Origin of the sequence: Micromonospora saelicesensis, from assembly GCF_900091575.1 — a bacterium.
Lineage (GTDB): Bacteria > Actinomycetota > Actinomycetes > Mycobacteriales > Micromonosporaceae > Micromonospora > Micromonospora saelicesensis.
Window position 1 is genome coordinate 348,170 of record NZ_FMCR01000004.1, and the last position, 25,426, is coordinate 373,595.

Genomic DNA, 25,426 nt, shown 5'->3' on the forward strand with positions numbered 1-25,426 from the left:
CACCGTCGGCCACACGGTAGCGTCTGCGACGTGACCGCCGACAACGATCTCGACGCCGGCCTGCCGATCCGCCTGCTGCACGACCGTGTGCTGGTGCGGATGGAGGGCAGTGAGGGCGAACGCCGCTCCACCGCTGGCATCGTCATTCCGGCGACCGCTGCGGTCGGCAAGCGCCTCGCCTGGGCCACCGCGGTCGGGGTGGGGCCGAACGTCCGCGCCATCGTCTCCGGCGACCGGGTGCTCTTCGACCCGGACGAGCGCTCCGAGGTCGAGCTGCACGGCCGCGGTTACGTGCTGCTGCGGGAGCGGGACGTGCACGCCGTGGCCGCCGAGCGGATCGAGAACGACTCGACCGGCCTCTACCTCTGACGCACCTCCCCCGGCCACCAGGGCCCGTCGCGCACCGTTTGCCCAGCCGCACGACGGGAAGCCATCCGGCGACCGTGGCCCTGGGGAGGGACGATGCCGGTATTCGTGAAGAAGCTGTTGACCTGGGGCAGTGTCGCGTTCCTGATCTACTTCATGGCCTTTCGGCCGGACGGCGCCGCACAGATGTTCCGAGGGATCGGGGCCGCGCTGATCGCGATGTTCCAGGGCCTCGGTGACTTCCTCACCTCGCTACTGGCCTGAGCCGCCAGCCGTCAGTTCGTCGGCCGCAGCCGTCAGGGGTGCGTCGGCGGCCAGGGCGATGCCGGGCGCAGGCCGGGCCAACCGGGCGGGGCGTACCCCACCGGAGCCGGGGCGGGAGCCAGCACCACCGGGATCGGCACCACCGGCTCGTCCGGCGCGTCCACGGCGCGCTGCGTGCCGTCCGGGAAGCGAAGGTGGTAGCGGCTGCCGTCCCAGACCCCCGCCGGTGCCTGCGGGTCCCGACCCACGAAGAACGACCGGTACTCGGTGATCGCGTCCAGCAGCTCCCGCTCCTCGCGGGCGGTCCGCTCCTGGTCGGCAGCTTTGCGGTCCAGGCCGCGCAGCGCCCCGTCGCGCAGCAGGGCCAGCCGGGTCGCTGCGGACTGGTAACCCCGCATCGCCCGCACCCCGGCGTCGCCGGCCACCCGGCGCGCCCAACTGCGGGCGGCGTGCCGCCGGCCGAGACTGCTCAGGGCGGCCACCTCGGGCGGGCTGAGCCAGCCGGCGCGGACGTAGTCGGGCAGGACCCGCTCGGTGAGCCGCCCCTCCCAGGCGCGCAGCCACAGGGCCAGCCCCACGGTGCCGAAGAAGACCGGCACCATGAGGCCCAGGAAGCCGTACAGCATGATCATGGCCTCGCCGGTGGCCTGGGTCAGCGTGGGCAGCAGGTTCCACGTGCCGTGCAGCATCATCGCCAGCAGCAGGCCGGCGATCGGGGCGAGCACCCGGATGCGCCGGTCGGCCGTCCGAGAGGCGATGCCCAACCCCACACCGGTCATCGAGGTGAAAAGGGGATGGGCGAACCCGAACAGCAGGATCCGCAGGATGAAGATCGCGATGACCTGCTGGATGCCGGTGGCCGGGCCGTACCGGTCGGCGCCGGACGCGTACCCCAACCCGCCCAGGTAGAGGATGTTCTCCACCATCGCGAAGCCGACCGCGGAGAGCCCGCAGTAGACCAGGCCGTCGGTGATCCCGGACCACTCGCGGCGGCGGAACACCAGCAGCAGGATCGGGCCCAGCGCCTTGGTCAGCTCCTCGATGAACGGCGCGACCAGCACCCCGGTGAGCGCGGACGGCAGGCCCCAGTCGGCGAAGCGGTTGGCCGCGAAGTCGTTGACCGTGAGCGAGGCGGCGGTGGAAACGAACGCCCCCCAGGCGAAGCAGAAGATCAGATACTTCAACGGCTCCGGTTCGTACCGGTCCAGCCAGAGGAAGCAGGCGACCAGCACCGGCACCGGCAGGATGGCGGCGACCACCCCGATCAGCAGGGCCTGCGCACCGAGCGACTGGCCGAGCGTGAAGACCATGAAGACCGCGCACGCCGCGATCAACAGCACCACCCCGGCCAACACCAGGAACCGCCGCCACCCCAGTCGGCGCAGCGGCATCCGGGGCGTCTCACCCATGGGCGGGACGGCGGGCGCAGGCGGGGCGGCGGGCGACGGCGGCAGCGGTGAACCGGGCGGGGTGTCGGCCATGCGGTCAGCGTAGCCATCCGCCGCCGGCTGGTTCGGTCGCATCGGTAGCCGCTATGCTGCCGGCAGGTCACGAGTGCCAGCGTTCAGCCCCGGCTTGCTGGCCGGCAACCCTCGTCGAGTTCGCGGTGGGGTGCCCCGGGTGATGACCGGGCCCAGCCCGATCGGTGTGCTGGGCAAGCGCGGACCCCGTCCCGATGTCGCACCCGGGGTCCCTGACCCCGGAGGTTCCGGCGTGTCCGTCACTCTCGTCCCCTCGCTGCCCAGCCTGCCCACCGTGCCGTCGGCGCCGTCCGCGCCGCTCGACGTCCTCGGGGTGCCCGGCGAGATCAACCTGGACTACGCGGCCAGTGCGCCGTGCGCCCGGGCCGCCGCCGACGCGGTGGCCGAGCTGCTGCCCTGGTACGCCAGCGTGCATCGCGGAGCGGGAGCGCTGTCGCGGCGCTGCACCCTCGCGTACGAGCAGGCCCGGCAGACGATCGGCGACTTCTTCGGCGCTCGCGCCGACGATCATGTGATCTTCACCCGCAACACCACCGACGCGCTCAACCTGCTGGCGCGGGCCGTGCCGGCCGGCACCACGGTGGTCACGAACGCCTCCGAACACCACGCCAACCTGTTGCCCTGGCCGCGCGGGTCGGTGCGGCTGCCGGTGCCCAGCGACCCCGACGGGGCGGTACGCGATCTCGCCGCCGCCCTCACCGAGCTGCGCCGGGGCAGCAGCCCGGCGTTGCCGGTGCTGGTCGCGGTGACCGGTGCGAGCAACGTGACCGGTGAGCGGTGGCCGGTCGCCGAACTGGCACGGGTGGCGCACCGGCACGGTGCCCGGATCGTGCTCGACGCCGCGCAGCTCGCCCCGCACGCCCCGGTCGACCTGCTCGCGCTCGACGTCGACTACCTGGCCGTGTCCGGCCACAAGCTGTACGCGCCGTTCGGCGCGGGCGTGCTGATCGGTCGGGCCGACTGGCTGGACGCCGCCCCGCCCTACCTGGCCGGCGGTGGGGCCACCAGCCACGTCGGGCCGGCCACCCACGACGTGACCTGGGCGACCGGCCCGGCCCGACACGAGGGCGGCACCCCGAACCTGCTCGGAGCGGTCGCGCTGGCGGCGGTGTGCAAGGCGCTCGACGAGGCGGACCAGGGCACGCTGGCCGCCCACGAGCAGGCCCTGCTGACCCGGCTACGGACCGGCCTCGCCGCCCTGCCGCACGTCGTCGAGCTGCGCACCTTCGGCCCGGACGCGCCCCGGGTCGGCATCGTCTCGTTCGTGGTCGCCGGCTGGGACTCCACCGAGGTGGCCACGCGGCTGGCCGCCGAGCACCACATCGGCGTACGGGACGGGTTGTTCTGCGCCCACCCGCTGGCCCGGCGTCTGCTCGGCGAGGCGGCGGCGCGTACCGGCCGGCGGGACCTGCCGCCCACCGCGCTGCGTGCCAGCATCGGGCTGGGCAGCACGGCCGCTCAGGTGGACCGGCTGCTCGCGGCGCTGGCCGAGCTGGGCTGAGGCCCGCCCGACGGTGGCCCCGCTCAGCCGACCGGCGGGGCGGTGGGTGGCTTCGGTGTCTCGCCGGGCTCGACGGGCTCACCGACCGGGCGCTCCTGCTCCCCGAAGGCGGTGCGGATCCACCGGTTCGCCTCCTCCTGCTCGATCCCGGAGGCGACCAGCAGGTCGCTCGCGGTGGTGCGGATCTGGGCGATCACCACGCTGCCGGAGAAGCCCACCCCGGCGCCGTACGCCCGGCCGGCCTCGCTGACCGCCCGCAGCGACCGCTCCCGGGCCTTCTCCGGCTCCTCACCGGCGGCGAACTCGTGTTTGAGCAGCCGGACCGACTCGGCGAGGTGGCCGATCGCGTCCGGCATCGGATCGGGCACCGGTTCCTCGTCCTCGACCAGCGTGACGGACCGGCGGATCAGCGTGCCGCTGTTGCGCATCGCCCGGTCGATCGGGTCGGCCGCCTCGGCGTAGTGGGTCAGTTCGTCGCGGCGGTGCCACCGGGCCGGGGAGAGGGTGGCGGTCTCCTTCGCCCCCTCGATGGCCTCGCCCAACGTGGCCAACTCCTCCTTGTTGTTGCGCAGCCTCTCCAGTGCGCCCTGGATGGCGGCGCGGTCCCGGTTGCGCAGCCCGTCGGCGGTGGCGTCGAGTTGGGCGGCGAGCAGGTCCAGGGCGGGGCGGGCCGCCCGGTTGATCACTCGGAGCGGGTTCAGTGGTAGCAGCACCGCCGTGACCAGCAGCGCGATCCCACCGCCGAGGAACGCGTCGACGAAGCGGGGGATCTCCAGGTTCTGGGTCGACGGGCTCAGCGTCACGATCAGCACCGCCGTGGCCGCCGCCTGGATGACGATGGCCACGCTCGCCCCGGCGAAGATGGTGAGCAGGATCGCCACCGTGACCACCAGGCCGAGCTGCCACGCCCCGGTGCCGAGCAGGTAGATCAGGAGGTCGCCGACGGCCACCCCGACCCCCACCCCGACGATCAACTCGACGGTCCGGCGGAACCGCTGACCGACCGACGCGGCCAGGGTGCCGACCGCGGAGATCGGCGCGAAGACCGGTTGCGGGTTGCCGAGCACCTTGTGCGAGATCAGGTACGCGAGCCCGGCGGCCAACCCGGCCTGCACGGCGAGTCCGCCGGCCATCCGTACCCGGTGCAGCCGATCGTGCAGGGTGGCCCGGCCACGGTGGCGCAGCTGTTCGGTGGCCTCGGCGATCCGCGCGCCGTCGATGTCCACCAAACCGTTGCGCAGCGCGGTACGTCGCACCATCGGAGGTCGCTTGTCCCGGGCCACGGCCATGGGCGCGACTACCCGTGGTGGGCCCGCGCAACCCTCCCTTCCCGCGCGTCACCGGCCGATGCGGCAGACTCGGGCGGTGGTTGATCTGTTGGACCGGTGGCGGGCGGCGGCCCGGGGTGCCGGCGCGAGGCCCGACCCGGATACGACCAGGGCCGGGGAGCAGGTGATCGCCCGGTGGCGGGAGCCGCACCGGCACTACCACACGGTGGCCCACCTGACGGCGGTGCTCGATGTGGTGGACCAGCACGCCGATCTGGCCGCCCGGGCCGACGCGGTCCGGCTGGCGGCCTGGTTCCACGACGTGGTCTACGACCCCCGGGCCGCCGGCGACGCCAACGAACGGGACAGCGCCGCGCTGGCCGAGAGCGTGCTCACCGGGCTCGGGGTGCCGGCGCCCACGGTGGCCGAGGTGCGCCGGCTGGTGCTGCTCACCGCCGGGCACACTGTGGCACCGGGAGACCGGGACGGCGCGCTGCTGTGCGACGCGGACCTGGCCGTGCTGGCCGCGCCGCCGGCCAACTACGAGCGTTACGCGGCGGCGATCCGCCGGGAGTACGCCCACGTGCCGGAGCCGGCCTTCCGGGCCGGGCGGGCCGCCGTGTTGACCGGTCTGCTGGCGCTGCCGGCGCTGTTCCGACTGCCACCGCTGGCGAGCCGGTGGGAAGAGCCCGCGCGGGACAATGTGCGCCGCGAGCTGGCCGCCCTCACCGGGAAGCCGGAGAACGCGGGTTGACCAGGTGCTTCGGCCGACGCAGGTCGGCGGCGCGGAGCAACCGGACCAGTTCCCGGCTCGGCACCACCTGGGCACCGAGCCACACCGCCGCCGCGAACCGTTCGGCCGGAATGTCGTAGTGGTCCCGGTCGAAGCCGCGCCGGGGCGCGCCGAGCGCCTCGGCGAAGGCGTGCAGTTCGGCGTACGAAACGTCGCTGATCAGGTGCGACCAGAGCCGACCGCGCCACGGCCAGGCCGGCCGGTCCAGGTAGAGCATGGTGCCCAAGTTATCCCGCCCAGTCGATCATGTTGATGATCGCCGGTCGGCGACCTAGCCTCGGCTGCATGGCCCCCACCGCGCTCCTCGACGACCTGCGCGCCGCGCTCGGTGACGACGCCGTGCTCACCGACCCGGACCTGCTGCGCATGCACCAGCGCGACGAGGCCGACCTGTGCGCCGCCGGCGTCCCGCTGGTGGTGACCCGCCCGCGCGACACCGGGCAGGTGGTCGCCGTGATTCAGGCGGCGGCGCGGCACGGCGTACCGGTGGTGCCGCAGGGCGCGCGGACCGGGCTGGCCGGCGCGGCGAACGCGGTGGACGGCGCGGTGGTGCTCAGCACCGTCGCGATGACCGAGATCCGGGAGATCGACCCGGTGAGCCGGATCGCGGTGGTCCAGCCGGGGGTGGTCAACGCGGCCCTGGCCAGGGCGGTGGCCAGGCAGGGCCTCTGGTACCCGCCGGACCCCGGCTCCTGGGAGTCGTCCACCATCGGCGGCAACGTGGCCACCAACGCCGGCGGCATGTGCTGTGTGAAGTACGGAGTGACCACCGAGTACGTGCTCGGCCTGGAGGTGGTGCTCGCCTCGGGTGAGGTGCTGCGCACCGGCCGGCGTACGGCCAAGGGGGTGGCCGGCTACGACCTGACCCGGCTGTTCGTCGGTTCGGAGGGCACCCTCGGCGTGATCACCGAGGTGACCGTGGCGCTGCGGCCCGCTCCGGCCGAGTCGCTGACCCTGGTGGCGGTCTTCGGATCCACCGCCACGGCCGGCGCAGCGGTGGCCGAGATCGCGGCTCGCGGGCTCACCCCCAGCCTGCTGGAGTTGCTGGACCAGACCCACCTGCGGGCGATCGAGGCGTACCAGCCGATGGGGTTGCGGACCGACGCGCAGGCCCTGTTGCTGGCCGCCGCCGACACCGGCTCCCGAGCGGCGGACGACCTGGCCGTGCTGGCCGAGGTGTGCGAGGCCGTCGGCGCCGACGAGGTCTACGCGGCCACCGACGCGGTGGAAGCGGCGGCGCTGCTCCAGGCTCGCCGGCTGGCCCACCCGGCCATGGAGAAGTTCGCGGCGGACGCCTACCCGGGCGGCAACGGCGGTCTAGTGATCGACGATGTGGCGGTGCCCCGTGGCGCGCTCGCCGCGCTTCTCGACGGGGTCGCCCGGATCGCGGCCGAGTGCGAGGTGCCGATCGGCGTGGTGGGGCACGCCGGGGACGGCAACATGCACCCGAACATCGTTGTCGACCGGGCCGACCCGGCGAGCGTGGAGCGGGGCCGGCGGGCCTTCGACGAGATCATGCGGCTCGGCCTGGACCTGGGCGGCACGTGCACCGGCGAGCACGGGGTGGGGCTGCTCAAGCGGGACTGGCTGGCCCGGGAGATCGGGCCGGTCGGTGTGCGGGTGCACCAGGCGATCAAGTCGGCGCTCGACCCGGCCGGCCTGCTCAACCCGGGCAAGGTGCTCTGACCGGCTGCGGTCAGCCCTTGACCTCGGCCGGGGTCGCCTGGGTGAGCAGCAGCAGGATCTCCCCGGCGACCGGCGTGAGCTCCTCACCCGGGCAGTCCTGCGAGGTGATCAGCCCGGCCGAGGTGATGAGGCTGGACGTCAGCGCGTCGATGCAGGTTGTCCGGTACCGCCGGGCCTGATCGGTCTCGTCGGCCAGCCCCGGGTTGGCGAGCAGCACCTGGAGCCGTTCGGTCAGCTCCGGTGCGAGGGCGCCCCGGGAGGTCACGCCGTCGCCGGCGCAGTCGACGCACTGCCACGCGCCGTTCCGCTCGACGCTCAGGGTGCGCATCGGCCCGTCTTCGCCGAGCCGCTGGAGCAGGCTGACCTGACCGGCGGCGACAGTGGTGGGGATCTCCAGCTGCGAACTGCCACCCGCCGTGCCGGCGGTCGGTTGCGCCACCGGGGTGCGCGGCTTGTCTCCGTCGAAGAGGGAGCACCCGGTCAGGGCGCCGACGAGCACGACAGCGAGCAGGGGTAAGAGCAGACGAGGGCGCGCGCGGGGTAGCACGCGCGGAAACCTACCCCACCGTAGGTAGCGTTCGAAACCACCATCCGGGTCGGTATCGATGGTTACCCATCGGTAACGTCGCAATTCGTCATCGAGCGGACGAGCGCAGCTCCGCCTGATCGTCGTCACCCCGGTCGGCCGCGTAACCCCGGACGTCCGGAGCACCGAGGCGGGCCGCGTCCGCCGCCGCGTCGTCCGGCATCAACTGGGACTGCCGCTCCGCCTCCACCCGGGCCCGGTAGTGCTCGACCTCGCGTGCCCGGGTGGCCGCGTCCCAACCGAGCACCGCGCCCATCAACTCGGCGGTGTGCTCCGCCGACTCCAGCCCCCGGTGGCTGGTCTCGAACGAGATCCGGGTCCGCCGGGTCAGCACGTCCTCCAAATGCAGCGCACCCTCGGCCCGCGCCGCGTAAGCGACCTCCGCCGCCAGATACTCCGGAGCACCAGCCAGCGGGGACGCCAGCAGTGGATCGGCGTCGACCAACGCCAGCAGGTCCAGGGTGAGGGTGCCGTACCGCTCCAGCAGGTGCTCCACCACGCCCACCGGCACGCCGTGCCGGCGCGCCAGGTCGGCCCGGTCCCGCCACATGGCCGGGTACCCGTCGGCACCGAGCAGCGGCAGGTCGGCGGTGCGCGACGAGCGGGCCCCGCCGAGCCGGCGAGCGGCCCGGTCGACCACGTCGGACGCCATCACCCGGTACGTCGTGTACTTGCCGCCGGCGACCAGCAGCAGCCCGAGCATCGGCTCGAAGACCGCGTGCTCCCGGGAGAGCTTCGAGGTCGAGTCGGCCTCGCCGGCCAGCAGCGGCCGCAGCCCGGCGTACACCCCCTCGATGTCGGCGGTGGTCAGCGGCCGGTCCAGCACTGTGTTGACCTGCTGGAGGAGGTAGTCGATGTCGCGGGCCGAGGCGGCCGGGTGGGAACGGTCCAGCCGCCAGTCGGTGTCCGTGGTGCCGATGATCCAGTGCCCGCCCCACGGGATGACGAAGAGCACCGAACTCGCCGTACGCAGGATGAGGCCTGTCTCGCCGGTGATCGCCGAGCGGGGCACCACCAGGTGCACCCCCTTGGAGGCGCGCACCCGGACGCCGGGCCGCAGGCCAACGTCGTTGAGCATCCGGGACATGTCGTCGCTCCACACGCCGGTGGCGGCGATGACGGTGCGGGCCTGTACCTCGAACTCCGCGTCCGGCGAGCCCGGCGGCGCCTCCAGGTCCCGGACGCGGACACCGGTCACCTCGCGCGCCTGCCGGATCAACCCGACGGCGCGGGCACTGCTCACCACCGTGGCGCCGAGGCTGGCCGCGGTGCGGGCCAGGGTGACCACCAGCCGGGCGTCGTCGACCTGCCCGTCGTAGTAGCGGATCGCCCCGGCCAGCGCGTCGGCCCGCAGACTCGGGAAGATCCGCCGGGCGCCCTCCCGGGTCAGGTGACGGTGCAGGGGCATGCCCCGGCCGCCGCCGAAGATCCCGGCGAAGGCGTCGTACGCGGCCACGCCGGCTCCGTAGTACGAGCGGCGGAAGACCCGGGCCGGCAGGTCCCGCAGGCCCCGCCCGGCCGGCAGCGGCACCATGATCGGCACCGGGCGTACCAGGTGCGGCGCGAGCCGGGTGGCCAGCAGGCCGCGCTCGGTGAGCGCCTCGTGGACCAGGTGGAACTCCAACTGCTCCAGGTAGCGCAGGCCACCGTGGATGAGTTTGCTGGACCGGCTGGAGGTCCCGGCGGCAAGGTCACGCGCCTCGACCAGCGCCACCTTCAGGCCACGGGACGCCGCGTCCAGGGCGGCACCGGCTCCGGTCACCCCGCCCCCGATGACCAGCACGTCGAAGCGCTCGGCACGCAGTCGACGCAGGTCGGACGCACGGCGGACCGGTGAGAGCTGACCGGCGACGGATCGGGAGATATTGGGGTCGCGCACCCGTCCACCGTAACCGTCGAGCCACCGTGTCGACATTCGCCGCACGCTCCGCACCGCGCCCAGCTGCTCCGAAGCGCACGACAGGTCCCGCCACCCGATCGAGGCCGGCCGATCGGAGATCTTGGACAGTTTCCGTCATCGCCTGACGGAAACTGTCCAAGATCTGCACGGTTCTTCGAAGCCCCGGAACCCGACGGTCGGGTCGAAACCCTTCGTCGTAGTCGTAAGGTTCTCGGATGCAAGGTCAACCTGCGCAGCCCGGCTTCAGCGACCGCAGTTCCCCGTGGCCGGTGGTCGCGGCCGTGCTGGTCGGCTGCTGGACGGTTGCGGTCACCGTGGGCACCCAGACCGGTGGCTGGCTCGCCGACCAGGTGCTGCTGGGCTTCGGACGGGACCGGCTCGGCTGGCTCTGGCTGATACTGGGCCTGGCCACCGTCGTGCTGGCCGGCACGCCCGCCCTGCTGCTGGCCGTCCTGCCCCGGTCGGGCGCGGTCCGAGCCACCGGGCGGGCCTGGTTGATCGGGGCACTCGCGCTCGGCGTGCTCACACTGCTGCGGGTCGTGCCGCCGGTGCACCACGAGGCGTACCTCGCCGCGCTGGCCGGTGCCGCGTTGCTCAGCGCGCTCGCCGTGCGCTGGTCGGCGCGCCGGTGGGCGTACCCCGGGCTGGTTGGCCCGGTCGGCGGCCCGGCACCCACCAGAGACGGCGACTCGACACGGCCTGAGGCCACCGGGAACAGCGACGCCACGCGGCCCGAGGCCACCGGGAACGGCGACGCCACGCGGCCTGAGGTCAACGCGGAGCCGGTCGGACGGCGCGTGCGCCGATCCGGCCCGGTGCCGTTGCTCGCGGTCGCCGCCGGATTGGCGCTGCTGCTGCCGTGGGCCTGGCTGGGCGCGCTCGGCGGCCTCCTGGAGACCGCACTCGCGCTGCTGGCGGCCGCCGCGCTCGGGGTGCTGGCCACGACTCTGCTGGATGCCCCCTTCTGGTCCCCGTTCGCGGTTGGGCGACCGCCTCGGCCGGCTCGGCTGGTGCTGGTGGGCGGCCTGGTCGCCGGGGTGGCGCTGCTGCTGCTCGCCGCCGGGACCGGGCAGTCCGGCGCGCAGTTGCCCGCGCTGCTGACAGTGCCGCCGGTCGGTTTCGCGCTGGCCGCACTCTGGGCCGCGACCTGGCGGCCCGCCGCCGATCCGGCCGAGGCCACCCGCGCCGGCCGAGCGGCGACCGGCTGGCTCGTGGGCCTGACCGCGCTCGGCCCGCTGGCCTTCACCGACCCGGAGGAGATCAGCCTGCTGCTGGTCGGCACCCGGGACATCCCGTTCTGGGTGGCGGCCGCCGCCGGCATCGGGCTGGCCGTCGCGGTCCTGGTCGCCATCGGGTACGCGGTGCTGCTCGCCCGGCCGACGGCACGTACCCCGAACAGGCGGGTCGCCGCGGTGGCAGCCGTGGTGCTGCTGGTGGCGTTCGGGGTGGTCGACCTCGGCCCCGGTCAGCCGGGTCTGTACGGCGAGCGGCTGTTCGTGGTGCTGCGTACGCAGGCCAACCTGAGCGATCTTCCGGCCGCCGCGCCGGGTCGAGCGGGGCGGGACGCCCGCGCGGCGGAGGTCTACCAGCGACTGGTGACGACCGCCGAGCAGAGCCAGGGCGACCTGCTCCGGGGGTTGAACCGGCTGCGTCTCGACCCGGTGTCGTACTACCTGGTCAACGCGGTCGAGGTGGACGGCGGCCCGGCGGTGCGGGCCTGGCTCGCCCGCCGACCGGAGGTGGCGAGGGTGCTGGTCAGCCAGCGCCTGCGACCGCTGCCGGCCCCGGCCGGGCAGAACCGGGGCACCGCACCCAAGCCCACCGGCCCGGAGTGGAACATCAGCCAGATCGGCGCCGACCGGGTGTGGTCCCAACTCCGGGTCACCGGCACGGGCATCGTGGTCGGCAGCTCCGATTCGGGGGTGGACGGCACCCATCCGGCGCTACGAGCCGGGTTCCGTGGTGGGGACGACTCCTGGTACGACCCGTGGGACGACACCCGGAGCCCGACCGACCAGGGCGGGCACGGCACCCACACGGTGGGCAGCGCGGTCGGGAGGGACGGCATCGGGGTGGCACCGGACGCGCAGTGGGTGGGCTGCGTCAACCTGGACCGCAACCTGGGCAGCCCCGCGCACTACCTGGACTGTCTCCAGTTCATGTTGGCGCCCTTCCCAGCCGGCGGCGACCCGTTCACCGACGGCCGTCCGGAGCGCGCCCCGCAGGTGCTGACCAACTCGTGGGGCTGCCCGCCCATCGAGGGTTGCGACCAGCGGGTTCTGCGGCCGGCCACCGCCGCCCTCGACGCCGCCGGGATCTTCGTGGTCGCCGCGGCCGGCAACACCGGCCCGTGGTGCGCGTCGATCGACGATCCGCCCGCCCCGTACCCGGACGTGCTGACCGTGGGCGCGGTGGACGCCCAGCGGCGCGTCGCCCAGTTCTCCTCGCGCGGGCCGGTGCCGGGCGGCTCGGGTAAACCGGACGTGCTGGCACCGGGGGTGGGGGTGGTGTCGGCCATGCCGGGCGGCACGTACGCCGCGCTGGACGGCACGTCGATGGCGACCCCGCAGGTGGCCGGGGTGGTCGCGCTGATGTGGTCGGCGAACCCGGCGCTGGTCGGCGACGTGACCCGGACCCGGCAGATCCTGCGGGACACCGCCACGGCGGCGACGCCCACCTACCGCTCCGACAGCCCCTCCGACGCCTGCGGTGCTCCGTCGAACGTCACCGGCGCCGGTCAGGTCGACGCGTACGCCGCCGTTCGCGCCGCCCAGCAATAGGCAGGTTTCCTTCCTGAAGTGCTGAGCCGGGGGTGCGGCCCGACACTCGGTGATCTAGGGTCGGCGGCCATGGACGCCGAGATCACCGTCACCGAGCTGACCACCGACCTGGTCCCCAGCGTCGTACAGCTCTGCCAGCAGGCTCTCGACCTGCCCGAGGACGCCGCCGAGGCGGCTGCCATCGTGGACGTGCTCTGGACCCGGGCCACCGCCGACCGGCCGGTGGTCGGGCTGGGCGCGTACCGGGGTGCGGACCTGGTGGGGGTGCTGATCTGTTCGGTGCCGTCGACCGAGCCGGGGACCGGGCACGTGGACCTGGTCGCGGTCCTTGCGGATCAGCGGCGTCGGGGCGTCGGCCGCGCGCTGCTCCAGCGGGCCGAGCGGGTGCTCGCCGAGCGCGGGGCGACCGAGGTGTTGCTGGCCGGAAACCCGCCGTACTACGCGTGGCCGGGAATCGACGTCCGCTACACGCCGGCGGTCTGCGCCGCCCTCGCACTCGGCTACCAGCAGGACCGGACCGCCTGGAACATGACCGCGGACCTGTCGTACGACGGGTCGCCGGCACTGCGGTCCACCGAGGCCACGGAGCGGCGGCTGGCCGACCAGGGCGTCACCGTACGCCGGGCGGAGCCGGCGGACCTTCCGGCGCTGACCGCGTTCGCCCGGTCCACCTTCGGCGGAACGTGGGACGGCGAGCTGGCCGGGTCGGTGGGGCGCGCCGACGCCGGTTGCCACCTGGCGGAGCGGGACGGCGAGGTGCTCGGCTTCGCCGCGTACGGGTCGTCCCGGCCGAGCTGGTTCGGGCCGATGGGCACCGCGCCGGCCGCGGAGGGGTCGGGCATCGGTGGGGTGCTGTTGCGGCGCTGTCTGCGCGACCAGCGGGCGGCGGGGCTGGACCGGGCACAGATCGGCTGGGTAGGGCCGGTGCCGTTCTATTCGGGCAGCGCGGGTGCGTGGATCGAGCGGGTCTTCTTCCTGTACCGGCGAACCCTGTCCGGGGCGTAATCGGGGCAAACAGGACATAGATCCATTCGCCCGCATCGGCCATCGACGCCCCCTACCGTTTCGGTAGAGGAGGCAGCCATGACCACGGATGACAACCAGACCGAGGACGGCACGCCGATCACCTGGAAACCGGTGGGCGAACTCCCCGGCCAACTGCCGTTCGACCGGCTCGACTACGGCGACGCCGAGCAACTGGCCGAGATGACCACCGACGGTGAGCCGTCGGTGGTCGAGGAGCCGCAGGAGATGGTGGACGCGCCCATCCAACTGCTTCCGCCGTACAACCGGGCACAGAAGCGGCGCAACCAGCGCCCACTACCGACCTGACGCCGAACGGGGCGGACCGCGTCAGCGGCCCGCCCCGTTCGGTGTCGGAACTGGACTCAGAAGTCCATGTCCCCGCCACCCGGGCCAGCCGGGGCAGCCGGGGTCTTCTCCGGCTTGTCCGCGACAACAGCCTCGGTGGTGAGGAAGAGCGCCGCGATGGAAGCGGCGTTCTGCAGCGCCGAGCGCGTGACCTTGGCCGGGTCGATGATGCCCGCGGCCAGCAGGTCGACGTACTCGCCGTTGGCGGCGTTCAGACCGTGACCCGCTTCGAGGTTACGGACCTTCTCCACCACGACGCCGCCCTCAAGGCCGGCGTTGACGGCGATCTGCCGCAGCGGGGCGTCCAGCGCGACCTTGACGATGTTCGCACCGGTCGCCTCGTCGCCGACCAGGTCGAGCTTGTCGAAGGCGGTCTTGCCGGCCTGGACCAGCGCGACGCCACCACCCGGGACGATGCCCTCCTCGACGGCGGCCTTCGCGTTGCGAACGGCGTCCTCGATGCGGTGCTTGCGCTCCTTGAGCTCGACCTCGGTGGCCGCGCCGACCTTGATCACCGCAACGCCGCCGGCCAGCTTGGCCAGCCGCTCCTGCAGCTTCTCCCGGTCGTAGTCGGAGTCGCTCTTGTCGATCTCGGCCCGGATCTGGTTGACCCGGCCCTGGATCTGCTCGGCGTCACCGGCACCATCGACGATGGTGGTCTCGTCCTTGGTCACCACGACCTTGCGGGCGCGGCCCAGCATGTCGAGGCTGGCGGCGTCGAGCTTGAGGCCGACCTCCTCGCTGATGACCTGGCCACCGGCGAGGATGGCGATGTCGGTCAGCATGGCCTTGCGGCGGTCACCGAAGCCCGGCGCCTTGACGGCGACCGACTTGAAGGTGCCACGGACCTTGTTGACCACCAGGGTGGCGAGAGCCTCGCCCTCCAGGTCCTCGGCGATGATCAGCAGCGGCTTGCCCGACTGCATGACCTTCTCCAGGATCGGGAGCAGGTCCTTCACCGACGAGATCTTGCTGTTGGCGATCAGGATGTACGGGTCGTCGAAGACGGCCTCCATACGCTCCGGGTCGGTCATGAAGTAGGCCGAGATGTAGCCCTTGTCGAAGCGCATACCCTCGGTGAGCTCCAGCTCGAGCCCGAAGGTGTTGCTCTCCTCGACGGTGATGACGCCTTCCTTGCCGACCTTGTCCATCGCCTCGGCGATGATCTCGCCGACGGTGCTGTCGCCAGCGGAGATGGAGGCGGTGGAGGCGATCTGCTCCTTGGTCTCGACGTCCTTGGCGAGCTTGGACAGCTCCTCCGAGACGCTCGCGACCGCGGCCTCGATGCCCCGCTTCAGGGCCATCGGGTTGGCGCCAGCGGCCACGTTGCGCAGGCCCTCGCGAACCAGGGCCTGGGCCAGGACGGTCGCCGTCGTCGTGCCGTCACCGGCAACGTCGTCGGTCTTCTTGGCGACCTCCTTGACCAGCTCAGCGCCGATCTTCTCGTACGGGTCCTCGAGCTCGATCTCCTTGGCGATGCTCACACCATCGTTGGTGATGGTGGGGGCACCCCACTTCTTCTCGAGCACGACGTTGCGGCCCTTGGGGCCGAGGGTCACCTTTACGGCGTCGGCGAGCTGGTTCATGCCCCGCTCGAGGCCGCGGCGCGCCTCTTCGTCGAACGCGATCATCTTGGCCATACGGCGTTGTCCTCCTGGACACTCACGGGCCACCCGAGATGTGTGCCCCGGATGGGCCGCCTGGTGTACGCACCTTGGGACGTCGCCACCTGGCGACGACGACGTCCTTCGGCCGGGCCGGATAGCCCGCGACGACCGGCCATGTGCCGCCCCGGCGTCTCCACGCCGGTGCAACCTGGCCCCACCGTCCCGACCATTGGCACTCACGGTATGCGAGTGCCAATGACTTGTTTAGCACTCTCCCCTGCCGAGTGCAAGCACGATGCCGCCGCTCAGCCGAGTTCCGCGGCCAGTCCAGCGGTGTTCACCGGCCCCTCATGGGCACGCTGCTCGGCGTACGTCACCAGCAGACCGATCATCTGAGCGAGGTGGGCCGGCAGGGCCAGCACGGCGGTGATCCCGATCACCACCACCGTCCCGGCGGCGGTACCCGCCGAGGAGAACGGATCCGTTCCGAGCGCGGAGGTGCCGATCCCTTCCAGGCCACCGGGGATCAGGGTGCCGACGAGCACCGCCACGGCCACCAGGGCCACCCGTCCGAGCAGCAGGCCGAGCCGGTCGTGGAACATCCGGAACGATCGACCGATCGGGTTGCGCCGTTCGAAGAGATAGACCGGGCCGACCATGCTCAGCGCGAAGGCCAGGTAGATGCCCGGCAGCACGCAGAAACAGACACCGACGCCGATGAGCAGACTGACCAACAGGGTCCAGCCCCACAGCCCGAGTGCCCGACGCAGGCCGTAGCGCAGCGCAGACTCCAGGCTGGCCGGCTGACCGGCCGCCTGTTGGGTGATCACCCAGGTGCCGGCGGCCCACCCGACGGCCTGCACCAACCCGACCACCAGGCTGCCGCCGACCAGCAGGACCAGGAGGCTCAGCAACTCGGCGGCGAAATTGTCCGGCAGCGCGGGGGTCGACGTCGATTCGGCCTGGGCGGCCCACTTCGCCGACGGGTCCAGCCCGAGGGAGACCACCGAGAGCACCGCCGCCGGCAGCACCTGGGTGAGCAGCATGATCGGCACCAACTGCCGCCAGCCCCGACGCAGTGCTCCCCCGCACCGGTTGAACCAGCCGCCGATGCCGGCACCGGGCGGCGTGACCAGGGCGTCGTTCGGGTCGAACCCGTAACCCGGCGGGTACCAGCCGACCGGCGGCCCCGGGTACCACGGCTGCCCGCCGTAGGGACCCGACCCGGGCGGGTAACCCCCGGTGGGCGGGAATGCCCAGCCCTGCGGCGGCGGGGCCGCACCCCAGGCACCCTGCCCGGGATCCCAGCCGGGCGGCGGACCGGCGGGACTGGAGGACGGGCCGGTCGGGGGCATGCCCGGCCCCCAGCCGGGGGGCGGACCGGCGTGGCCGGGGCTGCCGGCGGGCGAGGACGGATCGGACGGGTCCGGCTCCCCCGGCCCGGGGGACGAAGTGGGCGGGGGCGGCTGGTCGGTCATGAACGCTCCTCACATCGGCTGGAACGGTTCACGATCTTCCCGGCTGCGCGCCCCTGCCGCAGCCCCGACTCACGGGGCCGATCGGCCAGGAAGCTCAGCCGATGACGCGGACGTGCTCTGCCTGTGGGCCCTTCTGGCCCTGGGTGATCTCGAACTCGACCCGCTGACCGTCGTCCAGCGCCTTGTAACCGTCCATCTCGATCGCGGAGAAATGAACGAACACGTCCTGACCGCCGTCGACGGCGATGAAGCCGTAGCCCTTCTCGGCGTTGAACCACTTCACGGAGCCCTGTGCCACGGTGCACTTCCCTCACTCTGCGCGGCGTTGCCTGACTCGGCGCACGGCACGGCCGGGCGCCCCGGACCACCGACTCAGCGATCGATGACCGCCATTGAAGCAGGTGACCGAAATCGCACGCTACACGAGGAGTGACGGCCGCGCACGGCCACAAATCAGACACACTCCGGGGCGTCCCGACCCCACTGATCGGCCGGGTTCCCGAGCCACCGGATTCGCCCGCGTCATTGTGAATGGAGAAAGGGTTGCAGGGCAGCCCCCGAGACGACGGCGATCGGGCCCAGCTCGCGAAACGCCATCCCCGCCCTGTGGTAGGCATGCGGACATGACCACCGACATGGGCTCGCCGGCCGCGCGGCTCGCGGAGATCCGCCGGGTCCGCCCGGAGGACGCGGCCCGGATGCGGGCGCTGCGCCTGGAGATGCTGGCCGACGCGCCGTTGGCCTTCCTGGAGACCCTGGCGGACGCCGCGGCCCGACCGCACAACGAGTTCGCCGCCCGGGTCGCGTACACCTCGGCCGGTGCCGGTAACGCGCAGTTCGTCGCCGATCCGGGCGGCCGGCTGGTCGGGCACGCCGGCGGTACGACCCACCCGAATGAACCGGGGCTGACCGTGATCTACGCCGTGTACGTCACGCCGGCCTGGCGCGGCAGTGGCCTGCTCGGCGAGCTGATCGACGGGGTGGCCGCCTGGTCGCGAGCCTGTGGCCGACCGGAGCTGCTGCTGGAAGTGGTGGTCGGCAACGACCGCGCCTACCGCGCCTACCAGCGCCTGGGCTTCAAGGACACCGGGGTACGAGTCCCCCACCCGAACATCCCCGCCCTCACCGAGCTGCAGATGCGCCGAACAGCCTGACCCACAAAGCACCCCAAGACCGCCCGCCGCCGGTCGCGGTGCGCGGCGCCAGCCGTAATGATCACGCTCGATCCAGGATGTAGTGGTAACCCTCCGACGAGAGGCCACTACTTCCTGGATCGAGCACGATCATGGGGAAAGCAGAGGCTCTGGGCCGGACCCGTCGACGACCACCGCGCCCACTGCGGGTTTCCGGGGCAGCCCGACCCGCGCAGGGATCAAGCCTGACCGCCCGGAGCGGGGTGGGCTGCCCCGGAAACCCTCAACCGCAACCAAAGATCAGACGTGCCGCCGAGACTGCACGATCCGGAACCGGTTGGCGACGTACGCCCCGTCGGTCAGCGCCGAGTTGGCCGCCGCGTTGGCCCCACTGCCGTGGAAGTCGGAGAACGCCGCCGACTGGTTGACGAAGACACCGCCGGTGAGGTTGCAGGACAGGTGCACCCCGACCTCGACCGCCACCGCCTCGGTGGCATCCAGCACGGCCTCGTCGGTCGAGTAGACCCCGGCGGTGAGCGCGCCCTTCTCCCCGACCGTCCGGCGCAGCAGCTCCAGGCTGTGCGTGGTGGAGTCGGTCGCGATGGCGAACGAGATCGGCCCGAACCATTCCCGGCCGTACGTCTCCGCGTCGTCCGCGGTCAGCTTCACGATCGTGGGGGTACGCACCACAGCGTCGGCGTACGACGGGTGGGCCACGGCCCGCGACTCCAGCACCGGCTCGCCGACCTTGGTCACCTCGGCCAGCCGCTCCAGCACCCCGTCGTTGACGATGGCGCCGGTCAGCTCCACACCTCGGGCCGGGTCGGCGGTGAGCTTGCCGACTGCGGCGGCGATCCCGCCGGCCACCTCGTCGAAGCTCTTGTGCCCCTGGTCGGTCTCGATGCCCCCGGCCGGGATGAGGATGTTCTGCGAGGTGGTGCACATCTGCCCGCTGTAGAGGGTCAGCGTGAACCCGAGGTTGCGGCACATGCCGGCGAAGTCGTCGGTGGAGTCGATGACGACGGTGTTGAGGCCGGCCTTCTCGGTGTAGACCGATGCCTGCCGGGCGTGCATCTCCAGCCAGTCGCCGTACTCGGTGGAGCCGGTGAAGTCGACGATCCGGACGTCCTGGTGCAGGGCCAGGTCGCTGGCGAGCTTCTCACCGGGCGCCTCGGCCGCCAGCATGATCAGGTTCGGGTCGAACCCGGCCTCGGCGAGCACCTCCCGGGCGTACTTCACGGTGATGGCCAGCGGCAGCACCGCGCGCGGGTGCGGCTTGACGATCACCGGGTTGCCGGTGACCAACGAGGCGAACAGCCCGGGGTACGAGTTCCAGGTCGGGAAGGTGTTGCAGCCGATCACCAGCGCCACCCCACGCGGCACCACGTGGAACGTCTTGGTCATCCGCAGCGGGTCACCCTTGCCGGCGGCCTTCTCCCAGCCCGCCGTGCCCGGGTGCCGGGTCATCTCGGCGTACGCGTACGCCAGCGCTTCCAGCGCCCGGTCCAGCGCGTGCGCGCCACCGGCCTGGAAGGCCATCACGAACGCCTGCCCGCTGGTGAACTGCACCGCGTTGGCCAGCTCGAAGATGTGCTTGTGGAGCCGGTCGAGGATCTCCAGGCAGACGCCCACCCGGGCCTGCGGGCCGGCGTCGCGCCACGCCGGCAGCGCGGCGGAGGCGGCACTCACCAGCTCACCGGGGCCGGCGTGTGGGTAACGCACCGCCAACTCCACGCCGAACGGGCTCGTCTCGGTGGCGACCCGAACGCCGGAGCCGGGCTGGTCGAGCGGGAAGTCACCGCCGAGGTACGCCTCGAAGGCGGCCTTACCGTCGGCGGCGGCGGTCTCGCCGTACACCCGAGGGCTGGGGGATTCGGGATAGGCGGACCAGTAGCCCCGCTCCGTGATCGCGGTCAGCGCACGGTTGAGGGTGTCGGCGTGCCTGTCGTACAGGGGATGCGGGGTCTCCGTCATGCCCGCCATCATGCCTGAGTCCGGTCCGCGAGCAGTAGCGCGAATGCCCGACAGCGGCTCATGCCTGAGTCCGGCCCGCGAGCAGTAGCGCGAATGCCCGACAGCGGCTCATGCCGCAGGCGAGTTCCCGAGCAGAAGCGCCAATGGTCGACGGCACGCGGTTGCCCGCGGCGGCAGCGGGTAACCGCGGGCCTCCGGCCAGGGCAGCCGGCCACGGGAGGGCGGCGGGTGAGGATCACCGAGATCCGGGTGCACGGGGTCGCCGACAAGGGGCCCGAGACGATCCTCGACCGACCGATCGTCGCGCGGGTCGCGGGAGACGACAACGCCGGCTTCTACCGGCCACGGCCCGGTTACGGTGCCACCGCGGACCGCAACGGGGTGACGCTTGAGGCGTACCGCTGGAGCAGGCTGACCGGCGGCACCGCCACCCGGACGTTCTCCCTGGTCCTGCTTCTGCCGTTCATGCTCAGCAACATCGCGGTCTGGATGCTGCCGGTCACCGGACGCGGCGGCCACGCCGCGCGGGCGCTGTGCCGCCTGTTGGCCGCGACGATGACCGCGATGTACGTGCTCTCCACCGTCGGGGTGTCCCTCGACCTGATCGCCTGGCAGTGCGCGGCCTACCCGAGGTGCCTGGAGGGGCGGCGCGAGTTTTCCTGGCTGGGCGACGTGCCGCCCGGGCAGCGGCTCGCGCTGCTGGCCGTACCACCGATCATCGCGATCGTCCTGATCTGGCGGCTCGGTGCCCGGACCTGGCAGCTCCCCGAGGACAGCGACCACGCGCCCGGGGTGGGTGCGGACCGGCTCGACGCGCCCGGCTTCTGGGACACCCGCTCGCTGCTGCGCCGCCTGCGCTCGGTCCACGTCGCGGTGGCGCTGGGCACGCTCGATGTGACTCTCCTGCTGGTTCTGGCGCCGCACGACGCCACACTGCCCGGCTGGCTGCTGCTCGCCGCGGACGTGACGCTGCTCGCGGGCGCGGTGGTGCTGCTCTGCCGGCCGGCGATCGAGCGGCGCGGAGAGCAGGACCAGCGGAGTTCGCGGACGATCCGCTGGGCGGCCGTCGCGCTCACCGCGCTGACCCTGGGGTACGCGGTGCTGCCACGGCCGCCGTGGAAGGCCGAGGGGATGTTGCCGGGCTACGGGATGCTGGTCGCCGGGCTGTTCGCCGGGCAGGTGGTACTGCTCGCGATGCTCGGCCTGGTGGTCGTGGTGCAGCGCCGGTCCCTCCGCCGCCCATTCTTCCTGCTGGCCGGGCTGGGCGCGCCGGTGCTGATCACCGTCGCGATCGGGCTGGGCGTCGCCTACTCCTCGGGCGTGACCTACGGGCTCGCCGAGTATCTGGACCGGGGTTCCAGCCCGACGCCCGCACGGCCGCTGCCGCCTGGCGCGCCACCGTTGTCGCCGCCGATCGCCTACCGCTGGGTCACCCTCGGCTTCACCCTCGCAGTGCTCCTGGTGGTCGTGACGGCTCTACTCGTACCCCGGATTCGGCGTGCTCGTCGACGTCGGGAGGCCGAGGAACTGGTCTGGCGGGACTACCCGGAAGCCTCCCGGGCGGCCCCCGAACGGGTCCGGGCCGTCCGCGACGCGATCGTGCGCGCCCGACTCACGGATCGGCTCGGGCCGCTGCTGGCCACCGCGTACGTGGTGTTGGCGCTGCTCACCCTCGCGGCGGCCGGGCTCTCGGTGATCGGTCCCGGCCCGGGTGCGCTCGCGCTGCGACTCGGTGGCGAGCCGCTGGCCCGTCCGGTGATCTTCGTGACCGACCTGGGCGCCCTGCTGATCGGGCTGTTCGCCACGGTCCTCGCGGTGATGGGACTTGTCGCCTACCGATCCGGCCCGATCCGGCTGGTCGGGGTGCTCTGGGAGCTGGCCACCTTCTGGCCGCGTGCCGCGCATCCGCTCGCCCCGCCCTGCTACGTCGAGCGGGCGGTCCCCGAGCTGACCCGCCGCATCGGGCGGCTCACCGCCGACGGGAACGCGGTGGTGCTGTCCGGGCAGAGTCACGGCAGTGTGCTCGCGGCGGTGACGATCCTTCAACTCCCCGACCACTGCCGCCGGCGGGTGGCCCTGCTCACCTACGGCTCCCCGCTCGGCAACCGCTACCGGCGGATCTTCCCGGCATACGTCAGTGACGAGATGTTGCGCGAGGTCGGCGGCCGGTTGGCCTGGCGGTGGATCAACCTGTGGCGGTACACCGACGCGGTGGGCGGAGCGGTGTTCGTCCCGTTCGTCGACGGACCCGACGACCGGGCCGCCCGCGTCGATCGTCGGGTACGGGATCCGAAGGGACTGCTCATCCCGCCGACCGACACCGTGCCCCCGCCGGTGCAGGGCCACCGGTTCACACCGGACGACGACTTCCACGCCGCGATCGGCGAGTTGGTCGAGCGCCTGGAACGGGCGGACGGGTGACCAGCCGGGTCAGAGGGTGAGCTGCCAGTCGGTCCAGGAGTCCACCGGACGGAAGCCGAGCTGCTCGTTGATCGCCACCATGTAGCTGTTGCTGGCGGCGTTGATGGTGTCGATGCTCCGCACCGCCGGCTCGTGGGTGAGCAGGTGGTGCAGGTTCTCCGCCTTGGCGATGAGGCCGAGCCGGTGCCCACGGTGTGCGGGGTCGACGATGGTGATCTGCTGGAACGCGTGCCAGTCGGCGGAGGCGCCAACCTCCAGGAGCGTCCAGGCGACCAGCCGGCCGGACGCCTCGTGTCGCATCCCGAGGTGGTACCGCCGGCGGCCCTTGGCCTCCAGGGCCCGATCGGTGCCCCGGATGCGCTCGGCGTCCACCTGCTCCGGCTCCCACTGCATGTCACCAAGGGGCGCGTCCATCATCAGCCGGCCGTCCAGGTAGGCGATGTCCGTCAGATACTCCTCCGGGGTGGCGCCCTGCCAGCACACCGATCGGTACCCCTCGGCCCGGGGCTGGGCCTCGACGAGTGCCGCGCGGAGCGCGACCCGGTCGATCTCGGCGATCTCCAGCCGGCGACGCACCTCGACCAACGCGGCCTGCGCTCCGGTCGACGCGGCGAACGCAGCGCCCGCCACGTTCCGGGCCGGCCCGCCGGGCAACGCGGAGACGGTCAGCCCGACGACCCGCTTGCGGCCGTGCTCGCGCAGCAGCCGTACGCCGTACTCGTGCAGTGCCCGACCGACGCCCCGGCGCCGCAGCTCCGGACGCACCTTCAGCTCGACGGTGGCGTTGTCGGTGTTGTCGAGCTGCGGCAGGTCCAGTTGCAGGAAGCCGGCCGGGACACCGTCCAGTCGGGCCAGCGCCCAGAGCGTCCGGGTGCCGGGCAACGGCGTGTGGAACAGCGCGTCGAAGCGGCGCCGGCAGAAGGGCGGTAGGTCCGGCAGATCCGCGTCGTTGACCGCCACCCCGATCCGGTACGCCTCGTCGACGGAAGTCCGGTCGGCGCCGTCGAACGACGCGATGGTGATGCTCATGCCGGTGAGCGTGCACCGTACAAAAGCGATCGGGCCAGCGAATTATTCGCTGGCCCGATCGAACGTGGTCGGGAGGGACACTCGCACAACGCCTCCGGCGTTGGGTCGCAAGAACTTCAAAAGTCTTCGGCGAAATGCCCTCCCGCACGGAGCATCTTGCGCCGTCCGGTTCCTGTCGTCAAGTCCGTAGCGGCGGGTTTTCCACACTCACAGCGAAAACCCAGTTACCGACTGATCGACTCGGCCCCGGTCCGAACGAGCCTGTCAGCCGAGGAGGCCGGCGTCACGGGCGGCGCGCAGCGAGGGCTTGATGTGGTGGGTCGGCCCGACCTGGCCGGCCACCGCGTCGATGGTCTTCAGGCCCTCGCCGGTGTTGAACACGACGGTCTCGGCCGTCGGGTCGAGCCGACCGGACTCGACCAGCTTGCGCAGCACGGCCACTGTGACCCCACCCGCGGTTTCGGCGAAGACCCCGGTGGTACGGGCCAGATCGCGAATGCCCGCGCGGATCTCGTCGTCGTCGGCGTACTCCATCCAGCCGCCGGTGCGGCGGACCGCCTCCAGGGCGTAGAGGCCGGCCGCCGGGTCGCCGATGTTGAGCGACTTGGCGATGCCGGTGGGCTTGACCGGGACGATCGTGTCGGTCTCGCCGTGCAGGGCGACGGCGATCGGGTTGCAGCCGGCGGACTGCGCGCCGAAGACCTTCCAGCCGTCGGCGGGCGCCTCGACCAGGCCGATCTCCACCAGCTCGGAGAACGCCTTGTCAATCTTGGTGAGCAGCTCGCCGCTGGCCATCGGGATGACCACCTGCGCCGGAATCCGCCAGCCGAGCTGCTCGGCCACCTCGTAGCCGAGGGTCTTGGAGCCCTCCGCGTAGTACGGCCGGACGTTCACGTTGACGAACGCGGTGTCCTCGAATTCGTCGGTCTCCACCAGCTCGCCGCAGAGCCGGTTGACATCGTCGTACGAGCCGTCGATGGCGACCAGTTCGCCGCCGTAGACGGCGGTGGTGATGACCTTGCCCTGCTCCAGGTCGCTGGGGATGAAGACCACCGAGGGCACCCCGGCGCGGGCGGCGTGGGCGGCCACCGAGTTGGCCAGGTTGCCGGTCGACGCGCAGGCGAACCGGCTGAACCCGAGCGCCTTGGCGGCGGTGAGCGCCACCGAGACGACCCGGTCCTTGAACGAGTGGGTGGGGTTGGCACTGTCGTCCTTGACCCAGAGCGGTGCGGTGATGCCCAGCTCGGCGGCGAGGTGCGGGGCCGCCACCAGTGGGGTCAGCCCCGGGTCGAGGGTGACCCGGCTGGCCGGGTCCTGACCGGCGGGGAGCAGGGCGGCGTACCGCCAGATGTTGTTCGGGCCGGCCTCGATCTGCTCGCGGGTGACGGTGGCCAGTGCTGCGGTGTCGTAGTCGACTTCCAGCGGGCCGAAACACTCGTAACAGGCGTGCTGGGCGGCGAGCGGGTAGCGGGCCGAACAGGCACGGCAGACCAGGGCGCGGGCGGGGCTGGCGGAGGTGTCGATGCCGGAGGCGACGAGCGTCGACGTCATGTCGAGAGTCCTCTCATCTTTCCCCGCATCGCACGGTGCGGCGGGGACGGAATTGGCACCTGCCCCGCGGGTCGCTCAGCGGTGAGCGCGCAGGGTGGTTGCCGGGGCGTCGTCGGGCCGTATCCCTCAGCCCCTCTGGATGAGGTATTCAGTTGTGCCATCGAGTCTAGGACAACGCTGTCGGTCGTTGCTACCGCAGATCCCACGGTGTGAGCCGACCGCCGGCATCCTGGTTGG

21 protein-coding genes and 2 riboswitches are annotated in these 25,426 nt (G+C 72.4%); of the genes, 10 read left to right on the forward strand and 11 right to left on the reverse strand.

Going from position 1 to position 25,426, the window contains the following annotated elements:
• The first annotated feature begins 30 nt into the window (after positions 1 to 30).
• Both GA0070561_RS19785 and GA0070561_RS33645 read left to right on the forward strand, forming a co-directional pair.
• A complete protein-coding gene (locus tag GA0070561_RS19785; RefSeq protein WP_091402887.1) occupies positions 31 to 369 on the forward strand; it encodes a GroES family chaperonin in 339 nt (112 codons plus the stop codon).
• Between the two features lie 93 nt (positions 370 to 462).
• Complete coding sequence (locus GA0070561_RS33645; RefSeq protein WP_167362445.1) at positions 463 to 630, forward strand: hypothetical protein; 168 nt, start codon at positions 463 to 465, stop codon at positions 628 to 630.
• Positions 631 to 662: 32 nt separating this feature from the next.
• On the opposite strand, the gene GA0070561_RS19790 is transcribed toward GA0070561_RS33645, so the two are convergent.
• On the reverse strand, positions 663 to 2,153 hold the full coding sequence (locus GA0070561_RS19790; protein ID WP_091402891.1) for a PrsW family intramembrane metalloprotease: 1,491 nt from the start codon (positions 2,151 to 2,153) through the stop codon (positions 663 to 665).
• 23 nt (positions 2,154 to 2,176) lie between these two features.
• Positions 2,177 to 2,297: riboswitch (SAM riboswitch) on the forward strand.
• Positions 2,298 to 2,343: 46 nt separating this feature from the next.
• On the opposite strand from GA0070561_RS19790, the gene GA0070561_RS19795 reads away from it, so the two are divergent.
• Positions 2,344 to 3,612 (forward strand): aminotransferase class V-fold PLP-dependent enzyme, encoded by a 1,269-nt coding sequence (locus GA0070561_RS19795; RefSeq protein WP_373861936.1) that lies wholly within the window; start codon positions 2,344 to 2,346, stop codon positions 3,610 to 3,612.
• Positions 3,613 to 3,635: 23 nt separating this feature from the next.
• On the opposite strand, the gene GA0070561_RS19800 is transcribed toward GA0070561_RS19795, so the two are convergent.
• Complete coding sequence (locus GA0070561_RS19800) at positions 3,636 to 4,871, reverse strand: FUSC family protein (RefSeq protein WP_091403570.1); 1,236 nt, start codon at positions 4,869 to 4,871, stop codon at positions 3,636 to 3,638.
• 106 nt (positions 4,872 to 4,977) lie between these two features.
• Between GA0070561_RS19800 and GA0070561_RS19805 the strand changes: the two genes are divergently transcribed.
• Entirely contained in the window at positions 4,978 to 5,634 is a 657-nt protein-coding gene (locus GA0070561_RS19805; RefSeq protein ID WP_244166324.1) for an HD domain-containing protein, read from the forward strand.
• Here the strand turns inward: GA0070561_RS19805 and GA0070561_RS19810 are convergent.
• Positions 5,606 to 5,890, reverse strand: a complete 285-nt coding sequence (locus GA0070561_RS19810; protein ID WP_091402896.1) for a DUF4031 domain-containing protein — start codon at positions 5,888 to 5,890, stop codon at positions 5,606 to 5,608. The genes GA0070561_RS19805 and GA0070561_RS19810 overlap by 29 nt on opposite strands.
• 68 nt (positions 5,891 to 5,958) lie before the next feature.
• On the opposite strand from GA0070561_RS19810, the gene GA0070561_RS19815 reads away from it, so the two are divergent.
• Positions 5,959 to 7,359 (forward strand): FAD-binding oxidoreductase, encoded by a 1,401-nt coding sequence (locus tag GA0070561_RS19815; protein WP_091402899.1) that lies wholly within the window; start codon positions 5,959 to 5,961, stop codon positions 7,357 to 7,359.
• A 10-nt stretch (positions 7,360 to 7,369) separates the two neighbouring features.
• Here GA0070561_RS19815 and GA0070561_RS19820 read toward each other — a convergent pair whose 3' ends face one another.
• On the reverse strand, positions 7,370 to 7,906 hold the full coding sequence (locus GA0070561_RS19820; protein WP_091402902.1) for a hypothetical protein: 537 nt from the start codon (positions 7,904 to 7,906) through the stop codon (positions 7,370 to 7,372).
• Positions 7,907 to 7,994: 88 nt separating this feature from the next.
• The gene (locus GA0070561_RS19825) at positions 7,995 to 9,809 is read right to left on the reverse strand and encodes a glycerol-3-phosphate dehydrogenase/oxidase (RefSeq protein ID WP_091403572.1); all 1,815 of its coding nucleotides are present in this window, start codon (positions 9,807 to 9,809) and stop codon (positions 7,995 to 7,997) included.
• A gap of 251 nt (positions 9,810 to 10,060) precedes the next feature.
• Here GA0070561_RS19825 and GA0070561_RS19830 point away from each other — a divergent pair, with 251 nt between their 5' ends.
• The 3 genes from GA0070561_RS19830 to GA0070561_RS19840 all read left to right on the forward strand — a co-directional run bounded on the left by GA0070561_RS19830 (position 10,061) and on the right by GA0070561_RS19840 (position 13,957).
• Positions 10,061 to 12,625 carry a S8 family serine peptidase gene (locus tag GA0070561_RS19830; RefSeq protein WP_091402906.1) on the forward strand — a complete coding sequence of 855 codons (2,565 nt, stop codon included), beginning with the start codon at positions 10,061 to 10,063 and terminating at the stop codon, positions 12,623 to 12,625.
• A gap of 69 nt (positions 12,626 to 12,694) precedes the next feature.
• Positions 12,695 to 13,630 carry a GNAT family N-acetyltransferase gene (locus GA0070561_RS19835; protein WP_091402909.1) on the forward strand — a complete coding sequence of 312 codons (936 nt, stop codon included), beginning with the start codon at positions 12,695 to 12,697 and terminating at the stop codon, positions 13,628 to 13,630.
• 78 nt (positions 13,631 to 13,708) lie between these two features.
• A complete protein-coding gene (locus tag GA0070561_RS19840; protein WP_091402912.1) occupies positions 13,709 to 13,957 on the forward strand; it encodes a hypothetical protein in 249 nt (82 codons plus the stop codon).
• Between the two features lie 56 nt (positions 13,958 to 14,013).
• On the opposite strand, the gene groL is transcribed toward GA0070561_RS19840, so the two are convergent.
• The 3 genes from groL to GA0070561_RS19855 all read right to left on the reverse strand — a co-directional run bounded on the left by groL (position 14,014) and on the right by GA0070561_RS19855 (position 17,379).
• Complete coding sequence (groL, locus tag GA0070561_RS19845) at positions 14,014 to 15,636, reverse strand: chaperonin GroEL (RefSeq protein ID WP_030490078.1); 1,623 nt, start codon at positions 15,634 to 15,636, stop codon at positions 14,014 to 14,016.
• Between the two features lie 272 nt (positions 15,637 to 15,908).
• The gene (locus GA0070561_RS19850) at positions 15,909 to 17,081 is read right to left on the reverse strand and encodes a hypothetical protein (RefSeq protein ID WP_208603808.1); all 1,173 of its coding nucleotides are present in this window, start codon (positions 17,079 to 17,081) and stop codon (positions 15,909 to 15,911) included.
• A gap of 94 nt (positions 17,082 to 17,175) precedes the next feature.
• Entirely contained in the window at positions 17,176 to 17,379 is a 204-nt protein-coding gene (locus tag GA0070561_RS19855; protein WP_091402914.1) for a cold-shock protein, read from the reverse strand.
• Positions 17,380 to 17,704: 325 nt separating this feature from the next.
• Between GA0070561_RS19855 and GA0070561_RS19860 the strand changes: the two genes are divergently transcribed.
• Positions 17,705 to 18,235, forward strand: coding sequence for a GNAT family N-acetyltransferase (locus GA0070561_RS19860; protein WP_091402916.1), 531 nt, complete (start codon positions 17,705 to 17,707; stop codon positions 18,233 to 18,235).
• Positions 18,236 to 18,514: 279 nt separating this feature from the next.
• Here GA0070561_RS19860 and paaN read toward each other — a convergent pair whose 3' ends face one another.
• The gene (paaN, locus tag GA0070561_RS19865) at positions 18,515 to 20,188 is read right to left on the reverse strand and encodes a phenylacetic acid degradation protein PaaN (RefSeq protein ID WP_181539536.1); all 1,674 of its coding nucleotides are present in this window, start codon (positions 20,186 to 20,188) and stop codon (positions 18,515 to 18,517) included.
• Positions 20,189 to 20,416: 228 nt separating this feature from the next.
• Here paaN and GA0070561_RS19870 point away from each other — a divergent pair, with 228 nt between their 5' ends.
• Entirely contained in the window at positions 20,417 to 22,609 is a 2,193-nt protein-coding gene (locus GA0070561_RS19870) for a hypothetical protein (RefSeq protein ID WP_091402921.1), read from the forward strand.
• Between the two features lie 9 nt (positions 22,610 to 22,618).
• Here GA0070561_RS19870 and GA0070561_RS19875 read toward each other — a convergent pair whose 3' ends face one another.
• Together GA0070561_RS19875 and thrC are read right to left on the reverse strand one after the other, a co-directional pair.
• Positions 22,619 to 23,638 (reverse strand): GNAT family N-acetyltransferase, encoded by a 1,020-nt coding sequence (locus GA0070561_RS19875; RefSeq protein ID WP_091402924.1) that lies wholly within the window; start codon positions 23,636 to 23,638, stop codon positions 22,619 to 22,621.
• Positions 23,639 to 23,902: 264 nt separating this feature from the next.
• Positions 23,903 to 25,189, reverse strand: a complete 1,287-nt coding sequence (gene thrC, locus GA0070561_RS19880) for a threonine synthase (protein WP_091402926.1) — start codon at positions 25,187 to 25,189, stop codon at positions 23,903 to 23,905.
• Between the two features lie 10 nt (positions 25,190 to 25,199).
• A riboswitch (SAM riboswitch) is annotated at positions 25,200 to 25,335 on the reverse strand.
• Positions 25,336 to 25,426 lie beyond the last annotated feature (91 nt).

Coding starts and splice junctions, on each gene's coding strand:
- GA0070561_RS33645 (WP_167362445.1), top strand. CDS start 463: ATGCCGGTATTCGTGAAGAAGCTGTTGACCTGGGGCAGTGTCGCGTTC.
- GA0070561_RS19790 (WP_091402891.1), bottom strand. CDS start 2,153: ATGCGACCGAACCAGCCGGCGGCGGATGGCTACGCTGACCGCATGGCC.
- GA0070561_RS19800 (WP_091403570.1), bottom strand. CDS start 4,871: ATGGTGCGACGTACCGCGCTGCGCAACGGTTTGGTGGACATCGACGGC.
- GA0070561_RS19810 (WP_091402896.1), bottom strand. CDS start 5,890: ATGCTCTACCTGGACCGGCCGGCCTGGCCGTGGCGCGGTCGGCTCTGG.
- GA0070561_RS19815 (WP_091402899.1), top strand. CDS start 5,959: ATGGCCCCCACCGCGCTCCTCGACGACCTGCGCGCCGCGCTCGGTGAC.
- GA0070561_RS19830 (WP_091402906.1), top strand. CDS start 10,061: ATGCAAGGTCAACCTGCGCAGCCCGGCTTCAGCGACCGCAGTTCCCCG.
- GA0070561_RS19835 (WP_091402909.1), top strand. CDS start 12,695: ATGGACGCCGAGATCACCGTCACCGAGCTGACCACCGACCTGGTCCCC.
- GA0070561_RS19840 (WP_091402912.1), top strand. CDS start 13,709: ATGACCACGGATGACAACCAGACCGAGGACGGCACGCCGATCACCTGG.
- groL (WP_030490078.1), bottom strand. CDS start 15,636: ATGGCCAAGATGATCGCGTTCGACGAAGAGGCGCGCCGCGGCCTCGAG.
- GA0070561_RS19850 (WP_208603808.1), bottom strand. CDS start 17,081: ATGACCGACCAGCCGCCCCCGCCCACTTCGTCCCCCGGGCCGGGGGAG.
- GA0070561_RS19860 (WP_091402916.1), top strand. CDS start 17,705: ATGACCACCGACATGGGCTCGCCGGCCGCGCGGCTCGCGGAGATCCGC.
- paaN (WP_181539536.1), bottom strand. CDS start 20,188: ATGACGGAGACCCCGCATCCCCTGTACGACAGGCACGCCGACACCCTC.
- GA0070561_RS19875 (WP_091402924.1), bottom strand. CDS start 23,638: ATGAGCATCACCATCGCGTCGTTCGACGGCGCCGACCGGACTTCCGTC.
- thrC (WP_091402926.1), bottom strand. CDS start 25,189: ATGACGTCGACGCTCGTCGCCTCCGGCATCGACACCTCCGCCAGCCCC.